We start from the raw sequence: 15,399 nt of genomic DNA, 5'->3' as shown, positions 1-15,399 counted from the left end.
CGCGGCGGCCTGCGGCAGGGCGGGCACGGGTTCCGGCGCGCGCGCGGCTGCGGCGGGATATTCCGGCTGCGGCGGGCGGGCCTGCGACGGGGCGGGGGCCGCGACCGAGCGGCGGAAAACCAGCAGATTATGGTAAACGGTGTTGCGCCCGGTCAAGCCGCTGCGTTCCTCGGAGGGCAGGACATCGGCGCGGACATATTCCCAGCCATCCTGCGCCATCCGGTTCAATTCCTGCGTCAGGGCGACCGAATAACGATCCGCCGGCGTCCTGGCATCCTTGGCCTTTTCGCCGCGGGACGGGGCGGGAATGACGCTGTATTCAAACTGGCCCAAGGCGATGCTCCTTTGATGCGCGGCTGCGTCCCGCGATAACCTGATGTGGGGTGCGAGGTTCCAGGCGCCGGATCCCCCCGGTCACATCCCCAGTTTCCTCGCGACCAGATCGTTGACCGCCGCCGGGTTGGCCTTGCCGCCGGTGGCCTTCAGCACCTGTCCCACGAACCAGCCCGCCAGTTTCGGATTGGCGCGGGCCTTTTCGACCTGGGCGGGGTTGGCCGCGATGATCTCGTCCACGGCCGCCTCGATGGCGCCCAGGTCGGTGACCTGCTTCATGCCGCGCGATTCCACGATCTGCGCGGGATCGCCGCCCTCGGTCCAGAGGATCTCGAACACGTCCTTGGCGATCTTGCCGGAAATCGCGCCCGAGGCGATCAGGTCGATCACCCCGCCAAGCTGGGCCGCCGACACGGGCGAGGTCTCGACGCTCAGCCCTTCCTTGTTCAGCCGGCCGAACAGCTCGTTGATGACCCAGTTCGCGGCCTGCTTGCCGTCGCGGCCCTTGGCGACGGCCTCGAAGTAATCGGCGTTCTCGACCTCGGCGGTCAGCACGCCCGCGTCGTATTCCGAAAGCCCCATGTCTCGCACGAAGCGGGCCTTCTTCTCGTCCGGCAGTTCCGGCATGGCGCGGGCGATGTCGTCCACCCAGGCCTGTTCGATGTCCAGGGGCAGCAGGTCCGGGTCGGGGAAATAGCGGTAGTCATGCGCTTCCTCCTTGGACCGCATGGACCGGGTTTCGCCCTTGTCGGGGTCATAGAGGCGGGTTTCCTGCACCACCGTGCCGCCGTCCTCGATAATGGCGATCTGGCGGCGGGCCTCGTATTCGATGGCGGCTTGGATGAAGCGCAGCGAGTTCATGTTCTTGATCTCGCAGCGGGTGCCCAGGTGGCTGAAATCCTGCGTTTCCTGGTAGCGTTCATAGGCGCCCGGCGCGCAGACCGAGACGTTCACGTCGGCGCGCAGGTTGCCGTTCTGCATGTTGCCGTCGCAGGTGCCCAGATAGCGCATGATCTGGCGCAGCTTGGCGACATAGGCCGCCGCTTCCTCCGGCCCCCGGATGTCGGGGCGGCTGACGATCTCCATCAGGGCCACGCCCGTGCGGTTCAGGTCCACGAAGGACATGGTCGGGTCCATGTCGTGGATGGATTTCCCCGCGTCCTGTTCCAGGTGGATGCGTTCGATGCGCACGCGGCGGGCGACGCCCGGGGCCATGTCCACGATCACCTCGCCCTCGCCCACGATGGGGTGGTAAAGCTGGCTGATCTGGTAGCCCTGCGGCAGGTCGGGGTAGAAATAGTTCTTGCGGTCAAAGGCCGAACGCAGGTTGATCGCGGCCTTCAGGCCAAGGCCGGTGCGCACGGCCTGGGCCACGCAGAATTCGTTGATGACCGGCAGCATCCCCGGCATCGCCGCATCCACAAAGGCCACATGGCTGTTGGGTTCGGCCCCGAAGGCGGTCGAGGCGCCGGAAAACAGCTTGGCGTTCGATGCGACCTGGGCATGGACCTCTAGCCCGATGACCAGTTCCCAGTCTCCCTTCGCCCCGGCGATGGTCTTGGGCTGCGGGGCTGTGAAGGAAAGGTGGTCAAGCATCGGGAACCTCGGATGGGTCGAACGAGTATAAGGGGTGCAGGTCTTTTAGGTCAGCGCGCGGGCGATGTCACGGGGGCGGCGGGTGCAAATCGCCCTTGAGCTCCGCGACCGCGAATCAGGCGTCTGGCAGAAAAGGGCGTGCAAAGCGTTAACGAGGGGGTTTTCTAGGGCCCTTTCGGCGGATTTCCGACCATCGGAATTCCGGCGCTTGGCGTGATGCCGCCGATGGGTTGGCCTGCGTCTTGCCAGATTTTCCAACGGGGCTATGGGTTTGTTCGACGAAACAACCCTACGAGGATCGGATGCGATCTGCGCTTGTGCCCCTTGCCGCCCTGGCCTTTCTTGCTGCTTGCCAGTCCACCATGACCCCGCAATCCGAAAGCAAGGCCGCGACCGAGGCACAGCAGATGCAACTGGCAAGCCAGCCGCCGATGCGGTGGGGCCAGGCCGCCGGATCGGACCAGTGGACCCGTGCCACGCTGTCGGCGCTGGACCGGGAAGGGGTCACGATCCTGTCCCGCGTGCCCGGTGACATCGACACCTTCTGCCCGAACTATGCGCAGTTGAACCCGACCGGGCGCAAGGCTTTCTGGGCGGGGCTTCTGTCGGCGGTCGCCAAGCACGAAAGCACCTACAACCCGCAGGCCAGCGGCGGCGGCGGGAAATGGCTGGGCCTGATGCAGATCGCGCCCGCGACATGGCGCAACTATGGCTGCGACGGCAACATCAAGAACGGCGGCGACAACATGTCCTGCGCGGTCAAGATCATGTCGCGGCAGGTCGCGCGCGACAACGCGGTCGCCCATGACGGCAACGGCTGGCGCGGCATCGCGCGGGATTGGGCGCCCCTGCGCAATGCGTCCAAGCGCGCGGACATCGCCGCCTGGACCAGCAGCCAGAGCTATTGCAAGCCCAAGGCGTAAGGGGCTTTGCCCCTCGGTCCTTCGGACCTCACCCCGGGTATTTAGGCAACGAAGAAGGGCGGGTTTTCCCGCCCTTTCGTGTTTTCAGCGCAGCGCGGCGAGGATGCGCGCCCAGGACCGCGCGCCCTTGGCGAAGCTTTGCACGTCGTATTTCTCGTTCGGGGAATGGATGCGGTCGTCGTCGCGGGCGAAGCCGACCAGCATCGAGTCCATGCCCAGGATCGTCTTGAAGTCGCCCGCGATCGGGATCGAGCCGCCGCTGCCGATGAACGCCGCATCCTGCCCCCATTCCTCGCCCAGGGCGGCGCGGGCGGCCGCAAAGGCCGGATCGCGGGTGTCCATGACGCTGGCCGGGCTGCCGCCGTGTTCGTGGAACTCCACCCTGCAATCGGGCGGCAGGTAGCGGCGGACATGGTCGCGGAAGGCCGCGCGGATGCGGGCGGGATCCTGGGTGCCGGTCAGGCGGAAGCTGACCTTGGCCCGCGCCTCGGCGGGAAGCACGGTCTTGAAGCCGTCGCCGGTATAGCCGCCGGTGATGCCGTTGATTTCCGCCGTGGGGCGGTTCCAGGCCATCTCGACCGGCATCCGGTCCCGCTCGCCGATGGGGTGGGACAGGCCCACGCGGCCCAGCATCGCGGCCGCATCAAACCCCAGCGATTCCCAATCGCGGCGCAGGTCGGGCGACAGATCCTGCACGCCGTCGTAGAAGCCGGGCAGCGTGACGCGGCCGTCGGCGTCCTTCAGCGCGGCCAGCGCCTGCGCCAGAACCATGATCGGATTGGCCGCCAGCCCGCCGAACAGGCCGGAATGCAGGTCGCGGTCGGCGCCCCGGATCACCACCTCCTCGCCCACCAGCCCGCGCAGTTGCGTGACGATGGCGGGGCGGGTGCCGCCGAACAGTTCGGTGTCGCAGATCATCGCCAGGGATGCGCGGAGTTCAGTCGCATTGTCGCGCAGGAAGGGGCGCAGGGAAGGGGAACCCGACTCCTCCTCGCCCTCGAACAGCAGGATCAGGTCGCTTGGCAATGCGCCATGGACATCGCGCCAGGCGCGGAAGGCCTCGACGAAGGTCATCAGCTGGCCCTTGTCGTCAGAGGCGCCGCGCGCGCGGATGACGGGGCCGGCGGGCGTGTCCTCGATCCGGGGGTCGAAGGGTGGGCGGTCCCAGAGCGACAGGGGATCGACCGGCTGCACGTCGTAATGGCCATAGAACAGCAGGGGCCGCGCGCCGCCGGGCTGCGACCGCGCGACCACCATCGGGTGCCCCGGCGTGTCGCGGATGGCCGCGTCGAACCCGATCCCCGCCAGTTCGTCCCGCAGCCATTCCGCCGCCTGCCGCACATCGCCCGCATGGGCCGGATCGGTCGAGATCGAGGGAATGCGTAAAAACGCCGCAAGCCGCTTCAGGGCCGCGTCCAGCCCTTGATCCAGCCGGGCCAAAACCTCATCTAGTCTGCTGTCTTCCGCCATCGTCATCCTGCTTTCCCGAGTCGTTTTCTAGGCTTCGCGAATGGTCCTTTGGTCGATCTGCGACAATTTCGACCTGTCATTTGCGGCATTTGACATGTATCAACGCAGGACCGCGCGCGATCTGACAATGATTGCCCCCAGCCAGCTATGCAAGGGAACGCCCGCAATGAACTATGATGCCGCCTTGGACCAGGCTATCGGTCGGCTGCATGAGGAAGGCCGCTATCGGACCTTCATCGACATCGAGCGGGTGAAGGGCCAGTTCCCCCAGGCCGTCTGGACGCGCCCCGATGGCGAAACGCAGGACATCACCGTCTGGTGCGGCAACGACTACCTGGGCATGGGCCAGCATCCCGTGGTGCTGGCGGCGATGCACGAGGCGCTGGACGCCGTGGGCGCGGGGTCCGGCGGGACGCGCAACATTTCAGGCACGACGGTTTACCACAAGCGGCTGGAAGCGGAGCTGGCCGACCTGCACGGCAAGGAAGCGGCGCTTGTGTTTTCCAGCGCCTACACCGCGAACGACGCGACGCTGTCCACGCTGCGCAAGCTGTTCCCGGGCCTGATCATCTATTCGGACGAGCTGAACCACGCCTCCATGATCGAGGGGATCAAGCGGTTCGACGGCGCCAAGCGCATCTTCCGCCACAACGACGTGTCCCATCTGCGGCAGTTGCTGGCCGCCGACGATCCCAGCCTGCCCAAGCTGATCGCGTTCGAGTCGATCTATTCGATGGACGGCGATTTCGGCCCGATCAAGGCGATCTGCGACCTGGCGGACGAATTCAACGCCCTGACCTACCTGGACGAGGTTCACGCGGTCGGCATGTATGGTCCCCGCGGTGGCGGCGTGGCCGAACGCGACGGGCTGATGGACCGCATCGACATCTTCAACGGCACGCTGGGCAAGGCATTCGGCGTCTTCGGCGGCTATATCGCGGGCACGGCCAAAATGATGGACGCGATCCGGTCCTATGCGCCGGGCTTCATCTTCACCACCTCGCTGCCGCCTGCGGTGGCGGCGGGCGCTGCGGCCTCGATCCGCTTCCTGAAGACCCAGGAAGGCCAGCACCTGCGCGATGCCCAGCAGTTGCACGCGCGGATCCTGAAGATGCGGCTGAAATCGCTGGGGATGCCGATCATCGACCACGGCAGCCATATCGTGCCCGTCCATGTGGGCCATCCGGTCCATTGCAAGATGCTGTCGGACATGCTGCTGCGCGACTATGGCATCTATGTCCAGCCGATCAACTTCCCGACCGTGCCGCGCGGCACGGAACGGCTGCGCTTCACCCCCTCGCCCGTCCATGCGCCGCGCCAGATCGACCACCTGGTCAAGGCGATGGACAAGCTGTGGTCACATTGTGCGCTCAACCGCCAGGAAATGAGCGCGTAATCAAATCGCTTGGTGAACTGCTCTCGCCTGCGTGATAAGCTCGCGGTAATGAAAAGCAAGGAACCGTTCGATTCGGGCGGTGTTCCGGCATCGGGCTATGAGGCAGACCAGAAAATGAGCAGGCTGCGGGCTGAGAACCCGGCAGAAGAGGATTCGCGGGTGGAGGGAATGGACCATTTCCTCGGTGACGACACGCGCCTTGGCGACATCATGCGGGGCGAAAGGGCAACCCTGGGCAAGTCGCTGCTGGACGTGCAGCGAGAGCTTCGCATCCGCGCATCCTATGTCGCCGCAATCGAGAATTGCGATATCACGGCATTCGACACGCCCAGCTTCGTGTCGGGCTATGTGCGGTCCTATGCGCGCTATCTGGGCATGGATGCCGACTGGACCTTCCGCCGGTTCTGCCTGGAATCCGGTTTCCAGCCGACCCATGGCATGGCGCCAGCCGCGGCCGGTCCCAAGCCCGCCCGGCGTCCGTCCGACCCGGTCGAGGCGCTGGCCAATCCCAAGGCGCTGTTCATCCCGCAGCCCGAAAGCTTCTGGTCCGATATCGAGCCGCGCGCCATCGGCGCGGTGCTGGTGCTGATCGCGCTGGTCTGCGGCCTGGCCTATGGCGGCTGGTCCGTCCTGCAAGAGGTGCAGCGCGTCACCCTGACGCCGGGCGAGAATGCGCCGGGCGTGGTGGCGGCGCTGGACCCCGTCGAAGGCGCCGACATGGCCGAGCCGCCGCTGGATCTGTCGGACACGACCGAACTGGCCGAGAACCTGCCGCAGCCCGAGGGGCTGGACCGCCTGTACCGCCCGCAGATCCTGGAAGCGCCGGTCCTGACCGCGCGCGACGGGCCGATCGCCGCCATCGACCCGGGCCTGACCCAGGTTCCCGCCGTGGGCGAGGCGGCCGTGGCCCAGGCGGCGCCCGGCGCGGCGACCGCCATCCAGCAGGCCCTGGCCGAGGCCGCGCAGGCCCCCTTCGGCCCGCCGATGCCCGAACAGACCACCGCCGCGATCACGGTCGCGCCCGATGCGCCCGCGCTGGAGCTTCTGGCGGCGCGCCCGGCCTGGGTGCGCGTCACTTCGGCCGACGGAACGGTGCTGCTGGAAAAGATCATGGACGCGGGCGAACGCTTCACGCTGCCCAGCCTGGAAGAACCGCCGGTGCTGCGCACGGGCAATTCCGGCGCGGTCTATTTCGCGGTGAACGGCCAGACCTATGGGCCCGCAGCGCCCGGACCGCAGGTGGTCAAGAACATCAAGCTGTCGCCCGAGGACGTGACGGGCAAGTATGCCCTGGCGGATCTGAACGCGGATCCCGAACTGGCGCAGATGATCGCGGTAGCCCAGGCCACGCCTGCGCCGGACGCGCAGGCCACGGCGACTGAATAGCGGGTCTTGCGTCCCGCGAAGGCCGGGGGCCAGCCCCCGGACCCCCGGGATATTTGAGCCAAGATGAAAGGGCTATTCGCCCCAGGTGCGTTCCAGCAGGGTGATCCAGTTTTCGCTCGCGATCTTGCGGATCAGGGGCTCGCCATAGCCGTGATCCTGCATGGCGCCGATCAGCGCAGGCAGGGCGGCGGCGTCGGGCAGGTCGCGCGGCATCAGCGCGCCGTCGAAATCCGAGCCGAGCGCCACGCCGTCCTCTCCCATGATCGCCAGCAGGTGGTCCAGGTGGCGCAGCATGGTGTCGAAGCCCTCCAGCGGCAGGCGGCGGCCATCCGGGCGCAGGAAGCTGGAGGCGAAGTTCAGGCCCACGAGGCCGCCGCTGTCGGCGATCACCTGCAATTGCCGGTCGGTCAGGTTGCGGCTGCTTTCGCTGATGGCATGGACGCAGCTGTGGCTGGCGACCAGCGGCGCATCCGACAGGGCGGCCACGTCGTTAAAGCCCGCCTCGTTCAGGTGCGACAGATCCAGCATGATCCGCAGGCTATTGCATTCGCGGACCAGGGTCTTGCCTGCATCCGTCAGGCCCGCGCCCGTGTCGGGGGTCGAGGGGAAGGCAAAGGGAACCCCTTCGGCATAGGCGGTGGGCCGGGACCAGACCGGCCCCAGCGACCGCAGCCCCGCCGCGTGCCACAGGTGCAGCGCGTCCATGTCGGGGATCGCCTCGGCCCCTTCCATGTGCATGATCGCGGCGATGCGGCCTGCGGCCACTGTTTCGCGGAGGCCCCGGGCCGAGGTCACGATGTCCAGCGTGCCCGTCCGCTCCAGCGCCTTCAGGGCCGTGGCCTGGGCGAAGGCATGGGGCAGGGCGGCGTGGAAGGGGATCTCCTCGGGCAGGGGCATGGCATAGGGCGGGTTTTCCATCAGCGCTACGGCGGCGGCGTCGTTGGGGTTCATCGGCGCCGGGATCCAGATCGCGAAAAAGCCGCCGACCAGCCCGCCCGCCCGGGCACGCGGCAGGTCCAGGTGGCCCGTGCCGTCGCCGTTCAGCCAGACGGCGGGGCCGGACGCCACGGCGCGTTGCAGGAAATCGTTGTGGCCGTCGAATACCGGGATCATCGGTCGCTCCTTGGTTTCCTGCCGACCATGCACATCCGGGCGCGGGCGGCAATGGGCGCGCTTGGCGCAAGCTGCGATTCGGCGCTAGGCTGGCCCCGGCAAGCTACAGGAGACGCCAGCCATGCCCGACATCCGCCCCGACTTCGACGGCCAGACCGTCATCACCACCTTCGAGGTGACGCCCGGCAGCGCCCATGACGTGCTGGATCTGCTGACCGATGCCTGGGACCAGGTGATCCGCCGCCAGCCGGGCTTCGTCGCGGGCGCGATCCACCTGAACGACGCCCAGACCCGGATCGCCACCTATTCGCAATGGCGCGACCGCAAGGATTACCAGGCCATGCTGCGCGAGCCCGAAATGCGCCGCCGCAACCGCGACATCAACGGCATGTGCAAAAGCTTCGAGCCGGTGATGTACGAGGTGCAGGCCGTCTTCGACCGCTGATGCTGCAGGTGCAGAAAACCCGTGCAATCGCAGCGCCCGCCCGCTAACCTTTCGTCAACCAAGGGGCAGGAGGCACGATGGCAGGCAGGATCATCACGGTCGCCCAGCAGAAGGGCGGTTCCGGCAAGACCACGCTGGCCGTCAACCTGGCCGTCAGCCTGCACGAACGCGGCCATTCCGTAGCCCTGGTCGATACCGACCCGCAGGGCAGCATGGGGCGCTGGTTCATCGAACGGATGCAGGCCCGGGGCGAGGACGAGGCCATGGATTTTTCCACCTCGTCGGCCTGGGGGGCCAGCTACGAGTCCGAAAAGCTGAAGAAGCGGTTCGATTTCGTGATCATCGACACGCCGCCCAAGATCGACAGCGACCTGCGCCCGGCGCTGCGGGTGGCAGACCTGGTGCTGGTGCCGGTGGCGACCAGCCATGTGGACCTGTGGGCGACCGAGGGCGTGCTGGATCTGGCGCGCCGCGAAAAGGCCCGGGTGCTGGTGGTGATGAACCGCGTGCGTCCGAACACGCGCCTGTCGGCCGAGGTCGCGCAGAAGGCGGCCGATCTGGGCGCCGAGGTAGCAGGCACGCAGCTGGCGAACCGGGTGCTTTACGCGGAAACGCTGGGGCAGGGCGTGGGCGCGCTGGAACGCGCCCGCAATGGCCCCGCGCGGGACGAGATCGTCAAGCTGACGGACGAGGTTCTGGCGGCGATCGCCTAGAGGGGCAGGATCGCCGGGCCGTCCGGCGTCTCGACCCGGCGGACGGTGATGCCGAAGGCGCGGCGCAGCAGGTCGTCCCGCAGGACTGCGTCAACGGGGCCGTCGGCCAGCACATGCCCGCCCGCCAGCAGCACCAGCCGCGTGCAGAACCGCGCCGCCAGCCCCAGGTCGTGGATCGAGGCCAGCACCGTCCTGCCTTCGGATGCCAGTTCCCGGAACAGCCGCAGGCAGGCCAGTTGCTGCGCCGGATCCAGCCCGGCGATGGGTTCGTCCGCGATCAGCAGGGGCGTGTCCTGCGCCAGCGCGCGGGCGATCAGGGCGCGGTTCTGTTCGCCCCCGGACAGGCGCAGGGCGGTGCGCTTGCGAAAGGGTTCCAGCCCCATGCGGGCGATGGCGGCGTCGGTGGCGATGCGGTCCAGGCCGCTGCGGCCGCCGCCCGGCCAGGGGATGCGGCCCAGGGCCACCAGATCGGCGACGCTGACAGGCCAGGCAATCTCGCGCGCCTGCGGCAGATAGGCGGCGTGACGCGCGCGGTCGGTTGCGGGCATCTGCGCCAGCGAGGACTGGCCCGTGAAGGGGATCAGGCCAAGCGCGGCCTCCATCAGGGACGACTTGCCCGCACCGTTGGGGCCGATCAGGCCCACGAACTCGCCCGGGAACAGGGTCAGGCTGACGCCGTGCAGCACCGGGCGGCGGCGGCGGGTGACGGAAAGGTCGGACAGGCGCAGGACCATCAGACGCGTCCTCCGCTGCGAGTTTTCCAGATCAGGTGCAGGAACAGGGGGGCGCCGACGATGGCGGTCAGCACGCCCAGCTTCAGGTCGCGGTCGGGCACGATCAGCCGCACCGCAATGTCGGATGCCAGCAGAAGCGCCGCCCCGCCAAGCGCCGAGGCGGGCAGCAGGGCCGAGGGCCGCGCGCCGACCCAGGGCCGCAGCACATGCGGGACGACCAGGCCCACGAAGCCGATGGCGCCTGCCACGGCGGTCGCAGGACCGACGATCAGCGCCGTGCCCGCGACCAGACGCCAGCGCAGCGACGGCCCGCTGATGCCAAGCGCCTGCGCCGCGGCCTCGCCCAGGGTCAGGGCGTCCAGCGCGCGGCGGGTGGACAGGACCAGCGCCGCGCCAAGCGCCATGGGCGGCACGGCCAGCCCGACATGCAGCATGGACCTGTCGGCCAGCGATCCCATCAGCCAGAAGACGATCTCGCTGGCGGCATAAGGGTTGGGCGACAGGTTCAGCACCAGCGCGGTGCCCGCGCCCGCCAGCGCCGAAATCGCCACCCCCGCCAGGATCAGCGTGACCGAACCCCCGCGCGGCCCGGCCAGCGCCACCAGCAGCGCCACCCCCGCCGCCGCGCCCACAAGGGCGGCCAGCGGCAGGGCCAGCGCGGCCACCATCGACAGCCCGGTCTGGATCGCGATGACCGCGCCCAGGGCGGCCATGCCGGAAATCCCGATCAGCCCCGGTTCGGCCAGCGGATTGCGCAGGTATCCCTGCAGCGCCGCGCCGGTCAGGCCAAGGCCCGCGCCCACCGCCAGCCCCAGGATCGCGCGGGGCAGGCGGATTTCGCGCATCACGATGGGCAGGGGCCCGTCCCCGCCCAGGGCCAGCGCGCGCAGCGAATCGGTCGCGGGCAGCCCCGCCGGGCCGGTCAGCAGCGAGACGACGAACAGCGCCGCCACCAGGGCCGCGAGGGCGAGGAACAGCCCCCTCATTCCAGCGACCGGATGGCGCGGGTGACAAAGGGCGTGCCGCAGATCCAGTCGCGGCCGGTCACCTGCGGTTCGGGCTGGACGGCGGCCAGGGCGGGGTGGTCCAGGATCGCCTCTCCGTTCGACTGGCCGGGCCACCGGGCGCCGGTGATCAGGCGGTCGGGGTCGGCCATGACCAGCAGTTCCATCGGCAGGGCCGTCGTGGCGGTGATGCCGTAATCGGCGGCGATATTGGCGTAACCCGCCGCCCCGAGGATGGACCCGGCCAGCGTGTCCGGCCCCGAGGTGAAGCCGTTCGCTTCATAGATCGCCGCGCGGCCCTGGTCCGTCCTGCGGCGCGCGGCGGCCAGATCGGCGTCGAAGCGGGCCTGCAGGTCGCGCGCGGCCTCTGGTTGGCCCAGCAACGCGCCCATGCGGGTGATCTCGGTTCGGATGGCGTCGAAATCCTCGGCCGGGGGCAGCACCTCGACCCGGACGCCCAGGCGGCGCAGCATCTCCACCGTCGCGGGCGGGGTATAGGTGCCCGCGATCACCAGGTCGGGGCGCATCAGGTAGATCTCCTCGGCCCGGCCGGTGTTGGGTTTGTAGGCTGCGGCCCGGTCCGCCATCGGCGACAGGCGCGGATCCCGGGCAAGGCTGCTGACCGAGACCAGCTGCCCCGGAGCGGCCAGCATCATCGCAAGCTGGTCGCTGCACAGGTTCATCGACACCACGCGCTGCGGCGCCGCCCCCCTTGTTCCAGAGGCGGCGGGACAGGCGGCGGCGATCAGGGCCGCCGCCAGGATCGCCCTAGAACGACGCACGCAGCCCCGCATAGACCGCGCGCCCCGAGGTGCCATAGCCGCTGACCCACTGGTAATCCTCGTCGAACACGTTCTCCAGGCGCAGATAGGCGGTGGCATTGTCGCGGACGGGATGGCTGACCAGCAGATCGACGGTGGTGAAGTCGTCCAGGCCGTCCGCCCGCCCGGCGACGTGCTGCAGGTCGATCCCCGCCGTGGTGCCGGTGGCGAAGGTCGTCTCAGCCCCCAGGTTCAGGACGCGTTCGGGGACGCGGGCCCAACCCTCGACATCGGTCTGGTTGTCGATGAAGGTATAGCTGGCGGTCAGCGCATGGCCCGCGCCGAAGGCAAAGCGGCCGTCGATTTCCACGCCCCGGCGGCGGGCGGTGCCGTCGATCTGGTTATAGCCGTCGTCCATCCAGTCCGCCGTGCCGCGATCATCCCAGCCGATCAGGTTGTCCACCTTCAGCCAGAATGCCGTCGCGCGCAGGTGACTGTCGCCCCATTGCTTTTCGACGCCCAGTTCGTAGGTGCGGCTTTCCTCGCGTTCCAGCGTCGGGTCGCCGTAGATGCTGAACAGCTGATACAACGACGGCGCGCGGAAGCCGTTGCCAAGCGCCGCACGCAACAGCAGGTCGCCATCGGCGCGATAAACGGCGGCCACCCGCCCCGAGGTGAAGCCGCCAAAGCGCGAATGGTCGTCGCGGCGCAGCGAGGTGGTGATGTCCATCCGGTCGCCCAGGGCGGCGGTCGTTTCCACGAAGACGCCGGTAAGGCGGGCGTCGCCGTTGCCCTCGGCTTCCTCCTTCTCGGTATCGGCGCCGAAGACGGCGCGGACGCCCTGGCCGATATCGGTCGCGCCCTGCCAGGACAGCCTGGTGCGGGTGCCCTCAAACGATGTGGGGATGGCATCGTAATAGCTGTCGCGCGCGATGCGATAGCGGGTCAGGGCGATGTCGTGATCCACCGCGCCGGTCGTGAACTGCGCAAAGCCGCGCAGGCCATAGGATTCGGTTTCCGAATAATCGTCGCCCGGCGTGCCCGCCACGTCGCTGAAATCGTCGAAATCGCCGGTGCTGTCTTCCCAGAAGCCGTTGAAGCCGATGGTCGCGCCGTTTTCCAGCCGGTGCGCGCTGTAGAAGGACAGGCGCGTCGCCTCGTATCCGTCTTCCTCGAAGTTGCCGTCATCCTCGTCCAGGGCGGAAAAGCCGTCCGTGCGGACATGGCTGACCTGGAAGGCCAGATCGGTGTCGGCCCGGCGCAGCGTCGCGCCATAGCTGGCGGTCAGGGTGTCGAAGCTGCCGGCCTCGATCCCGAAATGGTGGTGCAGGCCGTCCTCGGTCGGGCGCAGGGATTCCAGCGTCAGGACGCCCGCAATGGCGCGTGACCCGTAAAGCGCGGACTGGGCGCCGCGCAGCAATTCGACACGACTGACGCCCGCCGTGATCTGGCCGCCGATATCATAGGAAGGGGTCGGGGCGGTCGAATCGGAAACCTCGATCCCGTCGATCACCACCGGAACGTAACGGGCGGGCGCGCCACGGACTTCCACCGATCCCGTGGTCCCCAAAGGCCCGCGCTGGATCAGCGTCACGCCCGGCAGGCGGGTCAGGCTGCGCGACAGGGGCTGGCTGGCGCGGTCTTCCAGATCCTCGCCCGCCAGCACGGACACGGAACTGCCCGAGCGGCTGAGTTCCACAGGCTCGCGGTTGGCGGTCAGGGTGATGTCGTCCAGGATGATGGGCTGCTGCACGGCATCCTGCGCGGCGGCGGGCAGGGCGGTGGTCAGGGCCAGGGCGGCGGTCAATGTCAGGAAAACTGGTCTTGCGGTCACGAATGACATCCTTCCAGGAACCCGGGCAGGGCCCGGGCGCGATGCGGTTCGTCCGAAAGGGTTTGCACCCGCCGGACAGCGACACCACCACGACGGAAGTTTCCGCATCCGGCGCGCCCCACGCGCGCCGTCAGGGTGATCGCGTTCGGCAGGTCTCCTGACTTGCGGGTCATCGCTTGGCCGGGCCTTCCCATCCCGCACGCGGGACAGTGGCGTTGATCCGGCCTCGCTCTCCGCTGACAGTTGCGGGGGCAGTCGCGGATTTTCACCGCGTTCCCTTTTAACCGGGTGTGAACCCGGAACCGAGGCCCGGCCGCCTTAACCGATGCCGCCGCGTCAAGGCAAGAACAATCAGCCCAGCGAGGCCACCCATTCCGGCACGGTGCGGCTGGCGGGGCCGGTGATGCGGCGGTGGAAGTCGCGGGCATTGGCGCTGGCATCGAGGTTCAGCTCCACGCAGTCCACGCCACGCCGCCGGGCATGTTGGGCGAATCCCGCCGCCGGATAGACATTGCCCGAGGTGCCGATGGCCGCGAACAGGTCGGCGTTCTCCAGCGCGTCCCAGATCCGCTCCATGTGATAGGGCATTTCCCCGAACCAGACGATGTCGGGGCGGGTCGCGGGGCGGGCGCAGGCGGGGCAGGGATCGCCGGGGGCCATGACGGCGGGCGCGGGCCAGCGGTGCCCGCAGGCGGCGCAGAGCGCGGTGTTCAGCGCGCCGTGCATGTGGATCACATCCGGGCTGCCCGCGCGTTCGTGCAGGTCATCGACATTCTGCGTGACCAGCGTCAGGTCGTGCCGCCGCGCCAGATCGGCCAATGCCAGATGGGCGGCATTGGGCTGCGCCGCCGAGGCGTTCGCGCGGCGCATGTTGTAGAAATGGTGGACCAGCGCCGGGTCGGCGGCGAAGCCTTCGGGCGTCGCCACGTCCTCGATCCGGTGGCTTTCCCACAACCCATCGACGGCGCGAAAGGTGGCAAGGCCGCTTTCGGCGGAAATGCCCGCGCCGGTCAGGACGGTGATGCGCAAGGGGCCCTACCGGCAATAGGCCTCGGCCTGAGAGGCGAACCGCTTGTAGCGCGCCCAGAAGGCATTGTCGGCGTTGCTTTTGGACATGCGGACCTCTTGCGCCTCGTGCGGGTCGCGGAAGAAGGCGGCGGCGCGGCGCTGGTCGGACCGCGACAGGGTCTGGTTCGCGACCTGCTGGATGCAGCCGCACAAGGGCGCATTGCCGCGCGCGCGTTCGGACCGGACGCAGGCGTTGTCGATGGGGCCCGCCACGGCCAGGGGTGCGGTCATCATGATGGCGGCCGCCGCAATGACGAAACGGTTGAGCATGGGCTGTCTCCTCGGTTGCCTTGTCGGATGGCGGGGGCCGGTTGAACCCGGTCTGCGATGCCCGTCCAGCCGCGATCCTAGCAGGAACGGCCCGCCCGCTCAATCATGCGGTGTGGTCCCGGGCGTCGGCTGGGGGCCGGGGCGTTGCGGCGCTTACGCCGCGCCGACCTCGTAGCCCGCGTCGCGAATCGCCTGGACGGCGCGGTCACGGTCCAGCCCGTCGACCGTGACGCTTTTCTGCGACAGATCGACGGTGGCGTTGCCGCCCGCCTGGGCGATGGCGGCCTCGATGGCGGCCTTGCAATGGCCGCAGGTTATGTCGGGAACGGTGAAGGTCATGGCTGGCCCCTGGG

The 15,399-nt window shown here is 68.6% G+C and carries 16 protein-coding genes and 1 riboswitch; of the genes, 5 read left to right on the top strand and 11 right to left on the bottom strand.

Annotated elements, in window-relative coordinates:
* Positions 1-333: DUF4177 domain-containing protein (locus tag JX613_RS13550; RefSeq protein ID WP_207101995.1), on the bottom strand; the 333-nt coding region annotated here is incomplete at its 3' end.
* An 81-nt stretch (positions 334-414) separates the two neighbouring features.
* A complete protein-coding gene (gene gatB / locus JX613_RS13545) occupies positions 415-1,929 on the bottom strand; it encodes an Asp-tRNA(Asn)/Glu-tRNA(Gln) amidotransferase subunit GatB (protein WP_207101994.1) in 1,515 nt (504 codons plus the stop codon).
* A gap of 362 nt (positions 1,930-2,291) precedes the next feature.
* On the opposite strand from gatB, the gene JX613_RS13540 reads away from it, so the two are divergent.
* Positions 2,292-2,852 carry a transglycosylase SLT domain-containing protein gene (locus tag JX613_RS13540; RefSeq protein WP_237168566.1) on the top strand — a complete coding sequence of 187 codons (561 nt, stop codon included), beginning with the start codon at positions 2,292-2,294 and terminating at the stop codon, positions 2,850-2,852.
* Positions 2,853-2,936: 84 nt separating this feature from the next.
* Here the strand turns inward: JX613_RS13540 and JX613_RS13535 are convergent, their stop codons facing one another.
* The gene (locus JX613_RS13535) at positions 2,937-4,322 is read right to left on the bottom strand and encodes a M20/M25/M40 family metallo-hydrolase (protein WP_207101998.1); all 1,386 of its coding nucleotides are present in this window, start codon (positions 4,320-4,322) and stop codon (positions 2,937-2,939) included.
* Positions 4,323-4,488: 166 nt separating this feature from the next.
* Between JX613_RS13535 and hemA the strand changes: the two genes are divergently transcribed.
* Both hemA and JX613_RS13525 read left to right on the top strand, forming a co-directional pair.
* Positions 4,489-5,718, top strand: a complete 1,230-nt coding sequence (gene hemA, locus JX613_RS13530; protein WP_207101992.1) for a 5-aminolevulinate synthase — start codon at positions 4,489-4,491, stop codon at positions 5,716-5,718.
* A 168-nt stretch (positions 5,719-5,886) separates the two neighbouring features.
* Entirely contained in the window at positions 5,887-7,104 is a 1,218-nt protein-coding gene (locus JX613_RS13525; protein WP_237168565.1) for a helix-turn-helix domain-containing protein, read from the top strand.
* A 72-nt stretch (positions 7,105-7,176) separates the two neighbouring features.
* Here the strand turns inward: JX613_RS13525 and JX613_RS13520 are convergent, their stop codons facing one another.
* Positions 7,177-8,217: a dipeptidase gene (locus JX613_RS13520; protein ID WP_207101990.1), complete on the bottom strand. Its 1,041-nt coding sequence runs from the start codon at positions 8,215-8,217 to the stop codon at positions 7,177-7,179.
* 121 nt (positions 8,218-8,338) lie between these two features.
* Between JX613_RS13520 and JX613_RS13515 the strand changes: the two genes are divergently transcribed.
* A complete protein-coding gene (locus JX613_RS13515) occupies positions 8,339-8,662 on the top strand; it encodes an antibiotic biosynthesis monooxygenase family protein (protein WP_207101989.1) in 324 nt (107 codons plus the stop codon).
* Between the two features lie 77 nt (positions 8,663-8,739).
* The gene (gene parA / locus JX613_RS13510; RefSeq protein ID WP_207101988.1) at positions 8,740-9,375 is read left to right on the top strand and encodes a ParA family partition ATPase; all 636 of its coding nucleotides are present in this window, start codon (positions 8,740-8,742) and stop codon (positions 9,373-9,375) included.
* Here the strand turns inward: parA and JX613_RS13505 are convergent.
* The 7 genes from JX613_RS13505 to JX613_RS13475 form a co-directional block, all read right to left on the bottom strand.
* Positions 9,372-10,112 (bottom strand): ABC transporter ATP-binding protein, encoded by a 741-nt coding sequence (locus tag JX613_RS13505; protein ID WP_207101997.1) that lies wholly within the window; start codon positions 10,110-10,112, stop codon positions 9,372-9,374. The two genes, parA and JX613_RS13505, sit on opposite strands and share 4 nt — an antisense overlap.
* Positions 10,109-11,095: a FecCD family ABC transporter permease gene (locus JX613_RS13500; RefSeq protein WP_207101987.1), complete on the bottom strand. Its 987-nt coding sequence runs from the start codon at positions 11,093-11,095 to the stop codon at positions 10,109-10,111. The genes JX613_RS13505 and JX613_RS13500 overlap by 4 nt, the downstream gene beginning before the upstream one ends.
* Positions 11,092-11,895 carry an ABC transporter substrate-binding protein gene (locus JX613_RS13495; protein ID WP_336512305.1) on the bottom strand — a complete coding sequence of 268 codons (804 nt, stop codon included), beginning with the start codon at positions 11,893-11,895 and terminating at the stop codon, positions 11,092-11,094. The genes JX613_RS13500 and JX613_RS13495 overlap by 4 nt, the downstream gene beginning before the upstream one ends.
* A complete protein-coding gene (locus JX613_RS13490; RefSeq protein WP_207101985.1) occupies positions 11,882-13,708 on the bottom strand; it encodes a TonB-dependent receptor domain-containing protein in 1,827 nt (608 codons plus the stop codon). Before JX613_RS13490 ends, JX613_RS13495 begins: the two co-directional genes overlap by 14 nt.
* A 130-nt stretch (positions 13,709-13,838) precedes the next feature.
* A riboswitch (cobalamin riboswitch) is annotated at positions 13,839-14,030 on the bottom strand.
* Positions 14,031-14,059: 29 nt separating this feature from the next.
* On the bottom strand, positions 14,060-14,737 hold the full coding sequence (locus tag JX613_RS13485; RefSeq protein ID WP_207101984.1) for an NAD-dependent deacylase: 678 nt from the start codon (positions 14,735-14,737) through the stop codon (positions 14,060-14,062).
* Between the two features lie 6 nt (positions 14,738-14,743).
* Entirely contained in the window at positions 14,744-15,046 is a 303-nt protein-coding gene (locus JX613_RS13480; protein ID WP_207101983.1) for a hypothetical protein, read from the bottom strand.
* Positions 15,047-15,199: 153 nt separating this feature from the next.
* The gene (locus tag JX613_RS13475) at positions 15,200-15,385 is read right to left on the bottom strand and encodes a heavy-metal-associated domain-containing protein (RefSeq protein WP_207101982.1); all 186 of its coding nucleotides are present in this window, start codon (positions 15,383-15,385) and stop codon (positions 15,200-15,202) included.
* Positions 15,386-15,399: the final 14 nt, after the last annotated feature.

The sequence above is a fragment of the Paracoccus shandongensis genome, assembly GCF_017315735.1.
GTDB lineage: Bacteria > Pseudomonadota > Alphaproteobacteria > Rhodobacterales > Rhodobacteraceae > Paracoccus > Paracoccus shandongensis.
Note: the sequence above shows the minus strand (reverse complement) of the source record. Positions and strands in the feature narration are given on the sequence as shown.

Coding starts and splice junctions, on each gene's coding strand:
- JX613_RS13520 (WP_207101990.1), bottom strand. CDS start 8,217: ATGATCCCGGTATTCGACGGCCACAACGATTTCCTGCAACGCGCCGTG.
- gatB (WP_207101994.1), bottom strand. CDS start 1,929: ATGCTTGACCACCTTTCCTTCACAGCCCCGCAGCCCAAGACCATCGCC.
- JX613_RS13500 (WP_207101987.1), bottom strand. CDS start 11,095: ATGAGGGGGCTGTTCCTCGCCCTCGCGGCCCTGGTGGCGGCGCTGTTC.
- parA (WP_207101988.1), top strand. CDS start 8,740: ATGGCAGGCAGGATCATCACGGTCGCCCAGCAGAAGGGCGGTTCCGGC.
- JX613_RS13480 (WP_207101983.1), bottom strand. CDS start 15,046: ATGCTCAACCGTTTCGTCATTGCGGCGGCCGCCATCATGATGACCGCA.
- JX613_RS13515 (WP_207101989.1), top strand. CDS start 8,339: ATGCCCGACATCCGCCCCGACTTCGACGGCCAGACCGTCATCACCACC.
- hemA (WP_207101992.1), top strand. CDS start 4,489: ATGAACTATGATGCCGCCTTGGACCAGGCTATCGGTCGGCTGCATGAG.
- JX613_RS13475 (WP_207101982.1), bottom strand. CDS start 15,385: ATGACCTTCACCGTTCCCGACATAACCTGCGGCCATTGCAAGGCCGCC.
- JX613_RS13535 (WP_207101998.1), bottom strand. CDS start 4,322: ATGGCGGAAGACAGCAGACTAGATGAGGTTTTGGCCCGGCTGGATCAA.
- JX613_RS13525 (WP_237168565.1), top strand. CDS start 5,887: ATGGACCATTTCCTCGGTGACGACACGCGCCTTGGCGACATCATGCGG.
- JX613_RS13540 (WP_237168566.1), top strand. CDS start 2,292: ATGACCCCGCAATCCGAAAGCAAGGCCGCGACCGAGGCACAGCAGATG.